13 protein-coding genes are annotated in these 15962 nt (G+C 66.8%); all 13 read left to right on the top strand.

Annotated elements, in window-relative coordinates; genetic code table 11:
* The first annotated feature begins 25 nt into the window (after nucleotides 1–25).
* The 13 genes from aroQ to urtA all read left to right on the top strand — a co-directional run bounded on the left by aroQ (nucleotide 26) and on the right by urtA (nucleotide 15813).
* A complete protein-coding gene (aroQ, locus tag FFS27_RS05365; RefSeq protein WP_003095385.1) occupies nucleotides 26–469 on the top strand; it encodes a type II 3-dehydroquinate dehydratase in 444 nt (147 codons plus the stop codon).
* 23 nt (nucleotides 470–492) lie between these two features.
* Nucleotides 493–963: an acetyl-CoA carboxylase biotin carboxyl carrier protein gene (gene accB / locus FFS27_RS05360; protein ID WP_003110495.1), complete on the top strand. Its 471-nt coding sequence runs from the start codon at nucleotides 493–495 to the stop codon at nucleotides 961–963.
* 17 nt (nucleotides 964–980) lie between these two features.
* Nucleotides 981–2330: an acetyl-CoA carboxylase biotin carboxylase subunit gene (gene accC / locus FFS27_RS05355; RefSeq protein WP_003095391.1), complete on the top strand. Its 1350-nt coding sequence runs from the start codon at nucleotides 981–983 to the stop codon at nucleotides 2328–2330.
* A 110-nt stretch (nucleotides 2331–2440) separates the two neighbouring features.
* Nucleotides 2441–3307 carry an EI24 domain-containing protein gene (locus FFS27_RS05350; protein ID WP_021263662.1) on the top strand — a complete coding sequence of 289 codons (867 nt, stop codon included), beginning with the start codon at nucleotides 2441–2443 and terminating at the stop codon, nucleotides 3305–3307.
* A gap of 81 nt (nucleotides 3308–3388) precedes the next feature.
* Nucleotides 3389–4273 carry a 50S ribosomal protein L11 methyltransferase gene (gene prmA, locus FFS27_RS05345; RefSeq protein WP_003112237.1) on the top strand — a complete coding sequence of 295 codons (885 nt, stop codon included), beginning with the start codon at nucleotides 3389–3391 and terminating at the stop codon, nucleotides 4271–4273.
* A gap of 95 nt (nucleotides 4274–4368) precedes the next feature.
* On the top strand, nucleotides 4369–5646 hold the full coding sequence (locus FFS27_RS05340; RefSeq protein ID WP_003135342.1) for a DUF3426 domain-containing protein: 1278 nt from the start codon (nucleotides 4369–4371) through the stop codon (nucleotides 5644–5646).
* Between the two features lie 203 nt (nucleotides 5647–5849).
* Nucleotides 5850–6848, top strand: a complete 999-nt coding sequence (gene dusB / locus FFS27_RS05335) for a tRNA dihydrouridine synthase DusB (RefSeq protein ID WP_003111229.1) — start codon at nucleotides 5850–5852, stop codon at nucleotides 6846–6848.
* Nucleotides 6845–7168: a DNA-binding transcriptional regulator Fis gene (gene fis / locus FFS27_RS05330; RefSeq protein ID WP_003121116.1), complete on the top strand. Its 324-nt coding sequence runs from the start codon at nucleotides 6845–6847 to the stop codon at nucleotides 7166–7168. Before dusB ends, fis begins: the two co-directional genes overlap by 4 nt.
* A gap of 79 nt (nucleotides 7169–7247) precedes the next feature.
* Nucleotides 7248–8855, top strand: a complete 1608-nt coding sequence (gene purH / locus FFS27_RS05325) for a bifunctional phosphoribosylaminoimidazolecarboxamide formyltransferase/IMP cyclohydrolase (RefSeq protein ID WP_003105151.1) — start codon at nucleotides 7248–7250, stop codon at nucleotides 8853–8855.
* 103 nt (nucleotides 8856–8958) lie between these two features.
* A complete protein-coding gene (gene purD, locus FFS27_RS05320) occupies nucleotides 8959–10248 on the top strand; it encodes a phosphoribosylamine--glycine ligase (RefSeq protein WP_003121117.1) in 1290 nt (429 codons plus the stop codon).
* A gap of 103 nt (nucleotides 10249–10351) precedes the next feature.
* A complete protein-coding gene (gene retS, locus FFS27_RS05315) occupies nucleotides 10352–13180 on the top strand; it encodes a hybrid sensor histidine kinase/response regulator RetS (protein WP_003111227.1) in 2829 nt (942 codons plus the stop codon).
* A 349-nt stretch (nucleotides 13181–13529) separates the two neighbouring features.
* On the top strand, nucleotides 13530–14123 hold the full coding sequence (locus FFS27_RS05310; protein WP_003095417.1) for a MarC family protein: 594 nt from the start codon (nucleotides 13530–13532) through the stop codon (nucleotides 14121–14123).
* Nucleotides 14124–14547: 424 nt separating this feature from the next.
* Nucleotides 14548–15813 (top strand): urea ABC transporter substrate-binding protein, encoded by a 1266-nt coding sequence (gene urtA / locus FFS27_RS05305; RefSeq protein ID WP_003111226.1) that lies wholly within the window; start codon nucleotides 14548–14550, stop codon nucleotides 15811–15813.
* The last annotated feature ends 149 nt before the right edge of the window (nucleotides 15814–15962 follow it).

The following is a 15962-nucleotide window of genomic DNA, read 5'->3' as shown; positions in this document are numbered from 1 at the left end:
CCTGTACAGGACAATCAACAAGACAATGGCGACCCTCCTCGTATTGCACGGGCCGAATCTGAACCTGCTGGGCACCCGCGAGCCCGGCACCTACGGTTCGACCACCCTCGGGCAGATCAACCAGGACCTCGAGCGCCGCGCCCGCGAAGCCGGCCACCACCTGCTGCATCTGCAGAGCAACGCCGAATACGAACTGATCGACCGGATCCATGCCGCGCGCGACGAAGGCGTGGACTTCATCATCATCAATCCGGCGGCATTCACCCATACCAGCGTCGCGTTACGTGACGCGCTGCTTGCGGTGAGCATCCCATTCATCGAAGTGCACCTGTCGAACGTGCACAAACGTGAACCTTTCCGGCATCACTCCTACTTCTCCGACGTGGCGGTAGGGGTGATCTGCGGTCTCGGCGCCACAGGCTACCGCCTGGCCCTGGAATCCGCCCTTGAACAACTTCAACGCCCCTGACCTCACTGGGAGTGCTAGCGCTAATGGACATTCGTAAAGTCAAGAAACTGATCGAGCTGCTGGAAGAGTCCGGTATCGACGAGCTGGAAATCCGCGAAGGCGAAGAGTCGGTACGCATCAGCCGCCACAGCAAGACCGCCGCCCAGCCGGTGTACGCACAGGCTCCGGCCTTCGCCGCTCCGGTCGCCGCGCCGGCGCCGGCAGCCGCCGCTCCGGCCGCCGCTGCCGCGGAAAGCGCCCCGGCCGCGCCGAAGCTGAACGGCAACGTGGTTCGCTCGCCGATGGTCGGCACCTTCTACCGCGCCGCCTCGCCGACCTCGGCCAACTTCGTCGAAGTCGGCCAGAGCGTGAAGAAAGGCGACATCCTGTGCATCGTCGAAGCCATGAAGATGATGAACCACATCGAAGCCGAAGTTAGCGGCACCATCGAGTCGATCCTGGTGGAGAACGGCCAGCCGGTTGAGTTCGACCAGCCGCTGTTCACCATCGTCTAAGCCGCGGGGAACCTGCGATGTTGGAAAAAGTGCTGATCGCCAACCGCGGCGAAATCGCCTTGCGCATCCTTCGCGCATGCAAGGAGCTGGGGATCAAGACGGTGGCGGTACACTCCACCGCCGACCGCGAGTTGATGCACCTGTCGCTCGCCGACGAATCGGTGTGCATCGGTCCGGCCCCGGCCACCCAGTCGTACCTGCAGATCCCGGCGATCATCGCCGCGGCCGAGGTCACCGGCGCCACCGCGATCCACCCCGGCTACGGCTTCCTCGCCGAGAACGCCGACTTCGCCGAGCAGATCGAACGCTCCGGCTTCACCTTCGTCGGCCCGACCGCCGAGGTGATCCGCCTGATGGGCGACAAGGTTTCGGCCAAGGACGCCATGAAGCGCGCCGGCGTCCCCACCGTGCCGGGCTCCGACGGCCCGCTGCCGGAAGATGAAGAGACCGCCCTGGCGATCGCCCGCGAGGTCGGCTACCCGGTGATCATCAAGGCCGCCGGCGGCGGCGGTGGGCGCGGCATGCGCGTGGTCTACGACGAGTCCGAGCTGATCAAGTCGGCCAAGCTGACCCGCACCGAGGCCGGCGCGGCGTTCGGCAACCCGATGGTCTACCTGGAGAAGTTCCTGACCAACCCGCGCCACGTGGAAGTCCAGGTGCTTTCCGACGGCCAGGGCAACGCCATCCACCTCGGCGACCGCGACTGCTCCCTGCAGCGCCGCCACCAGAAGGTGATCGAAGAGGCGCCGGCCCCCGGCATCGACGAGAAGGCCCGCCAGGAAGTCTTCGCCCGCTGCGTCCAGGCCTGCATCGAGATCGGCTACCGCGGCGCCGGCACCTTCGAGTTCCTCTACGAGAACGGCCGCTTCTACTTCATCGAGATGAACACTCGCGTGCAGGTGGAGCACCCGGTATCGGAGATGGTCACCGGTGTCGACATCGTCAAGGAGATGCTGCGCATCGCCTCCGGCGAGAAGCTCTCGATCCGCCAGGAGGACGTGGTCATCCGCGGCCATGCGCTGGAATGCCGGATCAACGCCGAAGACCCGAAGACCTTCATGCCCAGCCCGGGCAAGGTCAAGCACTTCCACGCCCCCGGCGGCAACGGCGTGCGCGTCGACTCGCACCTCTACAGCGGCTACAGCGTACCGCCGAACTACGACTCGCTGGTCGGCAAGGTCATCACCTACGGTGCCGACCGCGACGAGGCGCTGGCGCGGATGCGCAATGCCCTAGACGAGTTGATCGTCGACGGTATCAAGACCAATACCGAACTGCACAAGGACCTGGTGCGCGACGCCGCCTTCTGCAAGGGCGGGGTGAACATCCACTACCTGGAGAAGAAACTGGGTATGGACAAGCACTGATCCGTCAGTCGCTGCGCACAAGGGCTGCCTCCGGGCGGCCCTTGTCGTTTCCGCCTGCCGGCCGCCCCAACGGTGCTATCCTCGTCGCCCCTCCACCACCGGACTCCTGCATGGAACGCATCCGCCGCTGGTACCGCCAATCGCTGGCCGCCGCGACCGAGGCCGCGACCTGCTTCGCCCTGGGCTTCAGGGAAAGCCTGCAACCCGCCGCACTCTTCCGCTCCGCGAGCCTGTGCATTCTCGTCAGCGTGCTGTGCACCTGGCTGTTCGTGCATTTCTTCGAACCGATCATCCGCCTCTGCGGCTGGGCCGCGCTGTACACGGCATTCAGCGTGGCCAACTTCGCCCTGATCCCCAGCGGCTCGCTGATCGAGGCCGGCAGCGGTGGCCCGTACTTCGATCCGCTGGCGGCCTTCAACGGCCTGGCAGGACTGGCGCACCTGGCGTTCTATTTCGTCGGCTATGCCGCGCTGTTCTTCGTCGCCCTGTACGCCGCCAGCATCGTCTTCGGCATCCGCCTGGGCCTGCGCATCGGCCTGCTCGGACAACTGAAGGAACAGGTCCGCCAACGCTACCCGCGACTGGCACCTGCCTCCGGCGAAAGGATCTCGCTGTGGCGTGCCGCCGGCTTCCGCCTGGCACCCTGGCCGGGCGTTTCCGGATCGATCCTGGTCGGCCTGCTGGTTCCGCTCTACAACGGTGTACTCCTGCTGCTGGCGCTGGCCTACCTGAACATCCGCTTCCTGCTGCCCGCCACGCTGGCCGGGCTGGCCGATGCCGGCGAGCAGCTCGCCGTACTTCGTGCTCGCCGCGGCAGCCTGTTGCTGTTCGGCCTGCTGATACTGCTCCTGGCGCTGGTGCCGCTGCTCAACCTGCTGCTGCCGGCGGTGCTCGGCGGCGGTACCTGCCACCTGGCCAATCGCGGCCTGGCGCAACTGCGCGGCGAGGCCACGACAGAGAGTGGCAGCGCCGGCTAGCCTCAAGTAAGCTTGCGCGGTGGAAAACGGGCCGCCCCCTGGGCGGCCCGTTTCGTTTACAGCCGCAACAGAGGTCGCCCCATGCCCTGGTTACAAGTTCGCCTGGCCATCACCCCGGAACAGGCCGAAACCTACGAAGACGCCCTGCTCGAAGTCGGCGCCGTCTCCGTGACCTTCATGGACGCCGAAGACCAGCCGATCTTCGAGCCGGACCTCGGCACCACCCCGCTGTGGTCGCGCACCCACCTGCTGGCGCTGTTCGAAGCGGACACCGACGAGACCGCCCTGCTCGCCCACCTCGCCTTGCTTACCGGCGGCGACCTGCCCGAGCACCATGTCGAGGAAATCGCCGACCAGGATTGGGAACGCAGCTGGATGGACAACTTCCAGCCGATGCGTTTCGGCCGCCGCCTGTGGATCGTGCCGAGCTGGCACGCCGCCCCCGAGCCGGACGCGGTCAACCTGCTGCTCGATCCGGGCCTGGCCTTCGGCACCGGCACCCACCCGACCACCGCGCTGTGCCTGGAATGGCTCGACGGCCAGGAACTGGCCGGCCGGCAGGTGCTCGACTTCGGTTGCGGCTCGGGAATCCTCGCCATCGCCGCGCTGCTGCTCGGCGCCGAACGGGCGGTCGGCACCGACATCGATCCACAGGCCCTGGAAGCCTCACGCGACAATGCCTCGCGCAACGGTATCGAGCCCGCGCGGTTCCCGGTCTACCTGCCGGCGGACCTGCCGCAGCGACAGGCCGACGTGCTGGTCGCCAATATCCTCGCCGGCCCGCTGGTTTCCCTCGCCCCGCAACTGACCGGCCTGGTACGTCCCGGCGGCCTGCTGGCGCTGTCCGGCATCCTCGCCGAGCAGGCCGAGGAGGTCCGTGCGGCCTACTCCGCACACTTCGATCTCGACCCGACCGCCGAGCGCGAAGGCTGGATCCGCATCAGCGGCCGCCGCCGCGCCGATTGATGGCGCACCGCCAGCCACCACTGATCCCGCCCCACTGCCTTCGTGCAAGAAGCTTGGGGTAGACTAGCCGCCGGATTTTTCCTACGGATCGCCGCATGAGCGAAAGCGTCATCACCCAATGTCCCCATTGCAGCACCAGTTTCCGCGTCAACGACGCGCAACTGGGCGCCGCCAATGGCGCGGTCCGCTGCGGCACCTGCCTGAAAGTCTTCAACGCCCTGCAACACCAGGTCGGTGGCGCGCCGCGCGCGAACGCTCCTTCGGCAGCCGAAGCGAAGCCGGCCGCCGCTCCGCCACCCGCGCCCAGCGTCGCGGCCGCCACCTCGGCCGCGCCCCCGGCAGCGCGCCCGCGCGACGAAACCCTGTGGATCCATGACGACCTCGACCTGGACAGCCTCAACCTCGACGAGGAACTGGCCAAGCTCGACGAATTCGAGCTGAACCAGGAGTTCTCCAGCATCGAGAAGGCCCCGCGACCGGCGGAGAGCCTGCTGGCGCGCCGCGACGACGAACGCGATCCACACGACGAACGCTGGGCCGAGGCGCTGATCGCCGATGCCGAACCGGCCCAGCCGGCGCGCGGCAACCCGCGCCAGGAACCGAGCCTCGGCGAACCGCTGGCGGAAGAGCGGGTATCCTTCGTGCCGCTGCGCCGCGCCGAGGATCCGCCGGAACTTCGCCTCAGCCTCGATGACGACGATGACGACGAGCCCAGCCTCGGCAAGCGCCGCCACGGACTGAGCGCCCTGGATGAAGACGACGAGGAAAGCGCCGAGGAACAGTCCGTCGCGCCCCTGGGCAGCGCTCGCAAGCCGGACGAGGCGCCGGTCGAGAGTCTCGACCAGTTGCGCGACGAGCCGCTGCAACTGGCCTGGGAGAAGCCCCGGCGCCAATGGCCGCGGCGTCTCGGTTGGCTGCTGCTGATCCTGCTGGCGCTGGGTGGTCTCGCCGCTCAGTACGTCGCCTACCATTTCGACGAGCTGGCGCGCCAGGACGCCTATCGCCCCTGGTTCGCCCAGCTCTGCCCGGAAATCGGCTGCACCCTTCCCTCCAAGGTCGACGTGGAGCAGATCAGGAGCAGCAACCTGGTGGTCCGCAGCCATCCCGAATTCAGCGGCGCGCTGGTGGTCGACGCGATCATCTACAACCGCGCCAGCTTCTCGCAGCCGTTCCCGCTGCTGGAACTGCGCTTCGCCGACCTCAACGGCCACCTCATCGCCAATCGCCGCTTCAAGCCCGGCGAGTACCTCGGCGGCGAGCTGGCCGGACGAACGGAAATGCCACCGCAGGTACCGATCCACGTGTCGCTGGACATCCTCGACCCGGGTCCGAAGGCGGTGAACTACAGCCTGAGCTTCCATTCCCCGGAGTGACCGGAAAGACCTCGCCGGTCGCCGCCGGGCCGCTACGCCCACCCGCTCGCGCGGAGCGCCAGGCGCAAGTGCCGCTCGTCTTCCAACTGTAAGAACTAAGGAATCGGCTGTTCAGAATTTATCCAAAACAGCCTTTATCCGGTCATCCAGAGCGGGTATCATGCCCTCCCTTTTTTCGCAGCACCGCAAGACAGGGAAGCCCCATGTCGGTGGTACGCATCGGCCCATATACACTGCCCAACAGACTGATCCTCGCGCCGATGGCCGGGGTGACCGATCGTCCGTTCCGTCAGCTTTGCCGTCGCCTTGGCGCCGGGATGGTGGTATCGGAGATGGTGACCAGCGACGTCCGCCTGTGGAACAGCCGCAAGTCGCGCCTGCGCCTGATCCACGATGGCGAGGACGAGCCGCGCTCGGTGCAGATCGCCGGCGGCGATCCGGCCATGCTGGCCGAGGCCGCGCAGCGCAATGTGGAACTCGGTGCGCAGATCATCGACATCAACATGGGCTGCCCGGCGAAGAAGGTATGCAACAAGGCAGCGGGGTCCGCCCTGCTGCGGGACGAGGCGCTGGTCGCCGAGATCCTCGATGCCGTGGTCAGGGCGGTCGACGTACCGGTCACCCTGAAGATCCGGACCGGCTGGGACCGGGACAACCGTAACGGCGTCAGCGTCGCGAGGCTCGCCGAACAGGCGGGGATCCAGGCTCTTGCGGTACATGGCCGGACCCGCGCCGACCTGTACACCGGGGAGGCGGAGTACGAGACCATCGCGGCGATCAAGCAGGCCGTGTCGATACCGGTGTTCGCCAATGGCGACATCGATTCGCCGGAGAAGGCCAGGAAAGTCATCGAGCAGACCGGGGTGGATGCCCTGCTGATCGGTCGGGCCGCCCAGGGAAGACCGTGGATTTTCCGCGAGATCGACCATTACCTGCGGACCGGCGAGCACCTACCGGCGGCGCCGCTTCCCGAAGTGCAGAGCATCCTGCTCGAACACCTCGCGGAGCTGCACCTTTTTTATGGGGAAGAAATGGGTGTGCGGATCGCCCGCAAGCATGTGGGGTGGTATCTCGCGACTCTGCCGGGCGCAAGGGAATTCCGCGCCCAGTTCAATCGTTTGCAGGACACGGATGCGCAGTGCGCCAGCGTCAGGCAGTTCTTCGCCGAGCGCCAGAATAACGGAACAGGGGTGGCCGCATGACAACGATGACGACCGAGACTTTAGTGAGTGGAACAACGCCCGTGAGCGACAACGCCAACCTGAAACAGCACCTCACCACGCCGACGCAAGAAGGGCAGACCCTGCGCGACAGCGTGGAGAAGGCATTGCACAACTACTTCGCCCACCTCGAAGGGCAGCCGGTCACGGACGTTTACAACATGGTGCTCTGCGAAGTCGAAGCGCCGCTGCTGGAAACCGTCATGAACCACGTCAAGGGGAACCAGACCAAGGCCTCCGAGCTGCTCGGCCTGAACCGCGGGACCCTGCGCAAGAAACTCAAGCAATACGACCTTCTTTAAGAGCGGCGGCGGGCTCCGGCCAAGGGCGCGCGTCCCGGCCGGCACCCGCGGCCGGAAGCCAGCCCTCAGGACCCTTGCAATGACCGACCAAACCACCCGCCTGCCCATCCGCCGCGCGCTGATCAGCGTTTCCGACAAGACCGGCGTCGTCGACTTCGCCCGTGAGCTGGTCGCCCTCGGCGTGGAAATCCTTTCCACCGGCGGCACCTACAAGCTGCTCCGGGACAACGGCATCTCTGCCGTGGAAGTGGCCGACTACACCGGCTTCCCGGAAATGATGGACGGTCGGGTGAAGACCCTGCACCCGAAGGTGCATGGCGGTATCCTCGGTCGCCGCGACCTCGACGGCGCGGTCATGGAGCAGCACGGCATCAAGCCGATCGACCTGGTGGCGGTCAACCTGTATCCCTTCGAGGCCACGGTGGCCAGGCCCGACTGCGACCTGCCTACCGCCATCGAGAACATCGATATCGGCGGGCCGACCATGGTCCGTTCGGCGGCGAAGAACCACAAGGATGTCGCCATCGTGGTCAATGCCGGCGACTACGCCGCCGTGATCGAATCCCTCAAGGCCGGCGGCCTGACCTACGCCCAGCGTTTCGACCTGGCCCTCAAGGCGTTCGAGCACACCTCCGCCTACGACGGCATGATCGCCAACTACCTGGGTACCATCGACCAGACCCGCGACACCCTCGGCACCGCCGACCGCGGCGCCTTCCCGCGCACCTTCAACAGCCAGTTCGTCAAGGCCCAGGAAATGCGCTACGGCGAGAACCCGCACCAGAGCGCGGCGTTCTACGTCGAGGCGAAGAAGGGCGAGGCCAGCGTCTCCACCGCCATCCAGTTGCAAGGCAAGGAGTTGTCGTTCAACAACGTCGCCGACACCGACGCCGCCCTGGAATGCGTGAAGAGCTTCCTCAAGCCGGCCTGCGTGATCGTCAAGCATGCCAACCCCTGCGGCGTCGCCGTGGTGCCGGAAGACGAAGGCGGCATCCGCAAGGCCTACGACCTGGCCTACGCCACCGATAGCGAATCGGCGTTCGGCGGCATCATCGCCTTCAACCGCGAGCTGGACGGCGAAACCGCCAAAGCCATCGTCGAGCGCCAGTTCGTCGAGGTGATCATCGCGCCGAAGATTTCCGCCGCCGCCCGCGAGGTGGTCGCCGCCAAGGCCAACGTACGCCTGCTCGAATGCGGCGAATGGCCAGCCGAGCGCGCCCCGGGCTGGGACTTCAAGCGGGTCAACGGCGGCCTGCTGGTACAGAGCCGCGACATCGGCATGATCAAGGCCGAGGACCTGAAGATCGTCACTCGCCGCGCGCCCACCGAGCAGGAGATCCACGACCTGATCTTCGCCTGGAAGGTGGCCAAGTTCGTCAAGTCCAACGCCATCGTCTACGCCAGGAACCGCCAGACCGTCGGCGTCGGCGCCGGCCAGATGAGCCGGGTCAACTCCGCACGGATCGCCGCGATCAAGGCCGAGCACGCTGGCCTGGAAGTGAAAGGCGCGGTGATGGCTTCCGACGCCTTCTTCCCGTTCCGCGACGGCATCGACAACGCGGCCAAGGCCGGCATCACCGCGGTGATCCAGCCGGGCGGCTCGATGCGCGACAACGAAGTGATCGCGGCGGCCGACGAGGCGGATATCGCGATGGTGTTCACTGGCATGCGTCATTTCCGCCATTGAGTATCACGGCGGCTGAGCGCGATGCGGTCAGCCGCCCTACCCACGAATTTCACGCAGGGCGGATAACGCGGCGCGTTACCCGCCGTTGCGCCAGGAGAACCCCATGAACGTACTCATCATCGGCAGCGGCGGTCGTGAACATGCCCTGGCCTGGAAAGTCGCCCAGGACCCGCGCGTGGCGAAGGTCTTCGTCGCCCCGGGCAACGCCGGCACCGCCACCGAAGCCAAGTGCGAGAACGTCGCCATCGACGTGCTGGCCCTGGAGCAACTGGCCGACTTCGCCGCGAAGAACGTCCAGTTGACCATCGTCGGTCCCGAGGCGCCGCTGGTGGCAGGCGTGGTCGACCTGTTCCGTGAGCGCGGCCTGGATATCTTCGGCCCGACCGCCGGCGCCGCCCAGCTGGAAGGCTCGAAGGCCTTCACCAAGGACTTCCTCGCCCGCCACCGGATCCCCACCGCCGCCTATCGCAACTTCACCGAGGTCGAGCCGGCCCTGGCCTACCTGCGCGAGCAGGGCGCACCCATCGTCATCAAGGCCGATGGCCTGGCCGCGGGCAAGGGCGTGATCGTCGCCATGAACCTGGACGAAGCCGAAGCCGCCGTGCGCGACATGCTCGCCGGCAATGCCTTCGGCGACGCCGGCTCGCGCGTGGTGATCGAGGAGTTCCTCGATGGCGAGGAGGCCAGCTTCATCGTCATGGTCGACGGCCAGAACGTGCTGCCGATGGCCACCAGCCAGGACCACAAGCGCGTCGGCGATGGCGACAGCGGGCCGAACACCGGCGGCATGGGCGCCTACTCGCCGGCCCCGGTGGTCACCGCCGAGGTCCACCAGCGGGTGCTGGACGAAGTGATCTACCCGACCGTGCGCGGCATGGCCGAGGAAGGCAACGTCTATACCGGCTTCCTCTATGCCGGCCTGATGATCGACAAGAGCGGCGCGCCCAAGGTCATCGAATTCAACTGCCGCTTCGGCGATCCGGAAACCCAACCGATCATGGTCCGCCTGGAGTCCTCCCTGGTCCTGCTGGTCGAGGCCGCCCTGGCCAAGGCGCTGGACAAGGTCGAGGCGACCTGGGACCCGCGTCCGACCGTGGGCGTGGTACTGGCCGCCGGCGGCTATCCGGGCGACTACGCCAAGGGCGAGGTCATCGAAGGCCTGGCCGAGGCCGCCGCGCTGGACGGCAAGGTGTTCCACGCCGGCACCGCGCTGAAGGATGGCCAGGTGGTCACCTCCGGAGGCCGCGTGCTCTGCGCCACCGCCATCGGCGAGAGCGTGTCCGCCGCCCAGCAACAGGCCTATCGCCTGGCCGAGAAGATCCGCTGGAACGGCTGCTTCTACCGCAAGGACATCGGCTACCGTGCCATCGCCCGCGAGCGCGGCGAGTCCTGACCGGGCCCGAGGCCGCGGGCGCCGCACGGCGCTTCCGCGGCCTATGCCGTTGCCACGGCCACTTGGCTATAATCCGGCCATTCACCTTCGAAGGGACTTCGCCGTGGTACGGCTTCGGATCGCCATAGGACTACTCGTCAGCTTCCTGCTGCTTCTGCTCGGTCCGATGTCGCCGGCGGTCGCGGACGACGCTGGCGTTTCCAGCGTTCCCCTGCAAACCACCGCCACTACTCCCAGCGCCAACCAGAACTGGCGCCTGCTGCGCGACGAGAGCGCGCAACTGCGGATCGCCGACGTCCTCCAGCGCAAGGAGCAGTTCCGCCCGCTGGCCAAGCGCTCCTTCATCTTCCCCGCCAGCCCCCAGGCGGTCTGGCTGCAGGTCCAGCTTCCCGCGCAGAAGGTGCCGAGCTGGCTGTGGATCTTCGCCCCGCGGGTGCAGTACCTGGACTACTACCTGGTGCAGGACGGCCAACTGGTGCGGGATCAGCACACCGGCGAGTCGCGACCGTTCCAGGAGCGCCCGCTGCCCTCGCGCTCCTACCTGTTCTCGCTGCCGGTCGACGGCAAGCCGATGACCCTGTACGTGCGGATGACCTCCAACCATCCACTGATGGCCTGGTTCGACCAGATCGACGAAGCCGGCCTGGTCGGCCTGGAGAAGCCCGCCTACGCCTTCGGCATGCTGCTCGGCGGCATGCTCCTGCTGCTGATGTACAACCTGATCCGCTTCGCCTACTCGCGCAGCGCCAGCAGCCTGTGGCTGGCGGCGGTGCACGCGGCGCTGGCGGTCTGCGCCGCGGCGAACCTGGGGCTGGTGGCGTTCTGGCTGCCGGGACTCAAGTTCAACCAGTCGCTGACCGCCGACCTCGGCGCCCTCGGCGCCGCGGTGAGCCTGCTGTGGTTCGCCTGCAGCTTCTTCCGCGGCACTGCGGAAAGCCGCCTGAACCGCCTCCTGCAAGGCGAGGCGCTGTTGATCCTGGCGGTCGGCGCGATCATCGCCTTCACCCAGCAACTCTGGTTCAGTTGGCTGATCTACCTGCTGGTGATCCTCAGTTCGCTCAGCGTCCCGCTGGTCGCGGCCTGGCACTGGTATCGCGGCTACCAGCCGGCGCGCCTGATCGTTGCCGGGATGATCGTGTTCAACGCCGGCTTCATGGTGTTCCTGCCGGTACTGTTCGGCACCAAGCAACTCGATCCGGGCTGGCTGGTGCTCGGCGTGTTCAGCTTCGCCACCCTCGCCGGGCTGGTCCTGAGCGTCTCGCTCACCGAACGCCAGCGGCTGATCCAGCAGCTCAACCTGCAACAGCGCACCAGCGAGGCGGCGCACACCGCGGAATTGCAGACCAAGGCCGAGTTCCTGGCCAAGATCAGCCACGAGATCCGCACGCCCATGAACGGCGTGCTGGGGATGACCGAACTGCTCCTCGGCACCCCGTTGTCGGCGAAGCAGCGCGACTACGTGCAGACCATCCACAGCGCCGGCAACGAGCTGCTCACGCTGATCAACGAGATCCTCGACATCTCCAAGCTGGAGTCCGGGCAGATCGAGCTGGACGAAGTGCAGTTCGACCTCAACGCGCTGATCGAGGACTGCCTGGATATCTTCCGGGTCAAGGCCGAGCAGCAGCGCATCGAGCTGATCAGCTTCACCCAGCCGCAGGTGCCGCGGGTCATCGGCGGCGATCCGACGCGCCTGCGCCAGGTGGTCCTGAGCCTGCTGGACAACGCGTTCAAGCAGACCGAGGAAGGCGAGATCCTGCTGGTGGTGGCCCTCGACGACCAGGGCGAGACGCCACGCCTGCGCATCGCCGTGCAGGACAGCGGCCACCCGTTCGACGCCAAGGAGCGCGAGGCGCTGCTCACCGCCGAGCTGCACAGCGGCGACTTCCTTTCCGCCAGCAAGCTCGGCAGCCACCTCGGCCTGATCATCGCCCGCCAACTGGTGCGGCTGATGGGCGGGGAGTTCGGCATCCAGTCCGGCAGCAGCCAGGGCACCACCCTGTCGCTGACCCTGCCGCTCGACCCGCAGCAGTTGGAGAACCCCACCGCCGACCTCGACGGCCCGCTGCAGGGCGCCCGGCTGCTGGTGGTGGACGACAACGAAACCTGCCGCAAGGTGCTGGTGCAGCAGTGCAGCGGCTGGGGCCTGAACGTCAGCGCGGTGTCGTCCGGCAAGGAGGCGCTGGCCCAGTTGCGCACCAAGGCGCACCTGCGCGAGTACTTCGACGTGGTCCTGCTCGACCAGGACATGCCCGGCATGACCGGCATGCAACTGGCGGCGAAGATCAAGGAAGACCCCAACCTCAACCACGACATCCTGCTGATCATGCTCACCGGGATCAGCAACGCGCCGAGCAAGATCATCGCCCGCAACGCCGGGATCAAGCGCATCCTGGCCAAGCCGGTGGCCGGCTACACGCTGAAGGCGACCCTCGCCGACGAACTCGCCCAGCGCGGCGTCAGCGGCGTCACCAACTACCTGCAACCGGCCAAGGAAGCGCAGGCGCCGAGCCTGCCGAGCGACTTCCGGATCCTCGTCGCCGAGGACAACAGCATCTCCACCAAGGTCATCCGCGGCATGTTGAACAAGCTCAACCTGCAGCCGGACACCGCCAGCAACGGCCAGGAGGCGCTCAGCGCGATGAAGGCGACCCAGTACGACCTGGTGCTGATGGACTGCGAGATGCCGGTTCTCGACGGCTTCTCCGCCACCGAGCAGCTCCGCGCCTGGGAAGCCCACGAACAGCGCCCGCATACCCCGGTGGTGGCGCTCACCGCGCACATCCTCAGCGAGCACAAGGAACGCGCGCGGCTGGTCGGCATGGACGGGCACATGGCCAAGCCGGTGGAGCTGTCGCAATTGCGTGAGCTGATCGCCTACTGGGTCGGCGAACGCGATCGCCGCCGCCAGGGCGACGCCCTGCCCTCCTGAGGGCAGCGACGTGCTCCGGCGCTGCACCCTGCCTCCGCCACGGCGGATAACCGCACGCGGTTATTCGCCCTACGCCCCAGTGGTCCCGCCCCTGTAGGGCGCATGACGCCAACGGCGTTATCCGCCGACACCGCCACTTCCGCCACGGCGGATAACCGCACGCGGTTATTCGCCCTACGCCCCCGGTGGTCCCGCCTCCCGTAGGGCGCATGACGCCAACGGCGTTATCCGCCGACATCCGGCCTCGTTGTCACATGCCACGCGAACCGGCATATTGCCAACCCGCCGGACATCGCACCGGCCCGTCGCACGCTATGCTCATGCCCACCCCCGGACCGGAAGCGCCTCCATGCATTTGCTGTTCAGCGTCTACCTGAAGATGCTGGTGCTCTATAGCCCCTTCTTCGTGCTGTCCTGCTTCATCAGCCTCAGCCGCGGCTTCGGCCCGCGCGACCGCAAGCGCATGGCCTGGCGGGTGGCCCTGGCGGCGCTGATCGCCAGCGTCGCGCTGTACCTGTTCGGCCGCTACATCTTCATCCTCTTCGGTATCACCGCCGACGCCTTCCGCATCGGCGCCGGCAGCGTGCTGTTCATCTCCGCGCTGGGCATGGCCCAGGGCCGCGCGGCGGTGCAGAGCGACAACGTGCAGCAGGACGTGACCATCGTCCCGCTGACCATTCCTCTCACCGTCGGCCCCGGCACCATCGGCGCGCTGCTGGTGATGGGCGTCGGCCAGGGCTGGGAGGCCAAGCTGATCTCCCTGGTGGCGATCTTCCTCGCCTGCCTGACCCTCGGCACCACGCTCTATCTTTCCGACCGCATCGAACGCCTGCTTGGCGACCAGGGCCTGCAGATCGTCAGTCGCCTGATGGGTCTGTTCGTCTGCGCGCTGGCGGCGCAGATCATCGTCACCGGCCTGAAGGGTTCGCTGTTCCCAGGCTGAGCGCACCAGCCTGAGGCGGACACCCTGGATGCCGCGCCCTGACGCACCGCAGTGGTGCCCGGGCGAAGCGGCGGCGCTCCTATGGACGCGCCGCCGGCGGTAGGGAGGGAGGTCAGCGCGACGCCTCCCCATCCGGAGCCCACGACCCCTTCTCCGTCGATATCCGGCGAAAACCCGTTGAAAACGCCGCCTTCACCGGCATAGCCAGGCCTGCTCGGCATGCTTCCCCGGCGACTCGCGGCGCCTTTTCGCCGACCGATACCGGCCAGCGCCAAGAAGAGGCACAGCCTTTGCTCTGGAGCCTCGACGAAGAGATCCAGGCCGCAGTGCGCACCCCGCCGTCCACCGGACGGATGCCCGACGACAAGCACGACGCCTCCTGAAAACTGCCGCCCCGACCGCTGGTGAATGGAGAACAACACCAATGAAACGTCGCAGTCTGCTCAAGGCCTTCACGCTGTCCGCGTCCATCGCTTCCATGGGCCTGTCCTGGTCCATCCAGGCCGCCGAAACCATCAAGGTCGGCATCCTTCACTCGCTGTCCGGGACCATGGCGATCTCCGAGACCTCGCTGAAGGACATGGCCCTGATGACCATCGACGAGATCAACGCCAAGGGCGGGGTCAACGGCAGGAAGCTGGAGGCGGTGGTGGTCGATCCGGCGTCGAACTGGCCGCTGTTCGCGGAAAAGGCCCGCCAGTTGCTGGCCCAGGACAAGGTCGCGGTGGTCTTCGGTTGCTGGACCTCGGTGTCGCGCAAATCGGTGTTGCCGGTATTCGAGGAACTCAACGGATTGCTGTTCTACCCGGTCCAGTACGAGGGCGAGGAACTCTCGCCGAACGTCTTCTATACCGGCGCGGCGCCGAACCAGCAGGCGATCCCGGCGGTGGAGTACCTGATGAGCGAGGACGGCGGCGGTGCCAGGCGCTTCTTCCTGCTCGGCACCGACTATGTCTACCCGCGCACCACCAACAAGATCCTGCGCGCCTTCCTGCACAGCAAGGGCGTGGACGACAAGGACATCCAGGAGGTCTACACGCCATTCGGCCACAGCGACTACCAGACCATCGTCGCCGACATCAAGAAGTTCGCCGCAGGCGGCAAGACCGCGGTGGTCTCCACCGTCAATGGCGACTCCAACGTGCCCTTCTACAAGGAACTGGCCAACCAGGGCCTGGAAGCCACCGAGGTGCCGGTGGTGGCCTTCTCCGTAGGCGAGGAAGAACTGCGCGGCATCGACACCAAGCCGCTGGTCGGCAACCTCGCGGCATGGAACTACTTCGAGTCGGTGAGCAATCCGGTCAACGAGAAGTTCGTCGCCGACTGGAAAGCCTACGCCAAGGCGAAGAACCTGCCGAACTACGCCACCGCGGTGACCAACGACCCCATGGAAGCCACCTACGTCGGCATCCATATGTGGGCGCAGGCCGTGGAAAAGGCCGGCAGCACCGAGGTCGACAAGGTTCGCGAGGCGATGGCCGGGCAAAGCTTCAAGGCGCCATCCGGCTACACGCTGGTCATGGACAAGAGCAACCACCACCTGCACAAGCCGGTGATGATCGGCGAGATCCAGGACGACGGCCAGTTCGAAGTGGTCTGGAAGACCCCCGAGCCGCTTCGCGCGCAACCCTGGAGCCCGTTCATCCCGGGCAACGAGAAAAAGCCGGAGCATGCGCTGAAGAGCAACTGAGTTCTGCCGTGAAGAACCCTGCCCCCCCTGACCAGGCGTTCCCCTGAACGGAACGGGAACGCTCCGGTCGCGCGCCGAACGGCCCCCTCGCCCTTCAGGGAGAGGGCGGGGGACCGGCCATACCGCACGTCGCCCAGGAACCCCAGCAT

This window comes from Pseudomonas sp. 2VD, assembly GCF_005503585.1.
GTDB lineage: Bacteria > Pseudomonadota > Gammaproteobacteria > Pseudomonadales > Pseudomonadaceae > Pseudomonas > Pseudomonas aeruginosa.
The sequence above is the reverse complement of the archived record's forward strand: the minus strand, read 5'-3'. Positions and strand labels throughout refer to the sequence as shown.

Bases quoted from the DNA above. Each gene is read 5' to 3' on its own strand.
- aroQ (WP_003095385.1), top strand. From the start codon at position 26: ATGGCGACCCTCCTCGTATTGCACGGGCCGAATCTGAACCTGCTGGGC.
- accB (WP_003110495.1), top strand. From the start codon at position 493: ATGGACATTCGTAAAGTCAAGAAACTGATCGAGCTGCTGGAAGAGTCC.
- accC (WP_003095391.1), top strand. From the start codon at position 981: ATGTTGGAAAAAGTGCTGATCGCCAACCGCGGCGAAATCGCCTTGCGC.
- FFS27_RS05350 (WP_021263662.1), top strand. From the start codon at position 2,441: ATGGAACGCATCCGCCGCTGGTACCGCCAATCGCTGGCCGCCGCGACC.
- prmA (WP_003112237.1), top strand. From the start codon at position 3,389: ATGCCCTGGTTACAAGTTCGCCTGGCCATCACCCCGGAACAGGCCGAA.
- FFS27_RS05340 (WP_003135342.1), top strand. From the start codon at position 4,369: ATGAGCGAAAGCGTCATCACCCAATGTCCCCATTGCAGCACCAGTTTC.
- dusB (WP_003111229.1), top strand. From the start codon at position 5,850: ATGTCGGTGGTACGCATCGGCCCATATACACTGCCCAACAGACTGATC.
- fis (WP_003121116.1), top strand. From the start codon at position 6,845: ATGACAACGATGACGACCGAGACTTTAGTGAGTGGAACAACGCCCGTG.
- purH (WP_003105151.1), top strand. From the start codon at position 7,248: ATGACCGACCAAACCACCCGCCTGCCCATCCGCCGCGCGCTGATCAGC.
- purD (WP_003121117.1), top strand. From the start codon at position 8,959: ATGAACGTACTCATCATCGGCAGCGGCGGTCGTGAACATGCCCTGGCC.
- FFS27_RS05310 (WP_003095417.1), top strand. From the start codon at position 13,530: ATGCATTTGCTGTTCAGCGTCTACCTGAAGATGCTGGTGCTCTATAGC.
- urtA (WP_003111226.1), top strand. From the start codon at position 14,548: ATGAAACGTCGCAGTCTGCTCAAGGCCTTCACGCTGTCCGCGTCCATC.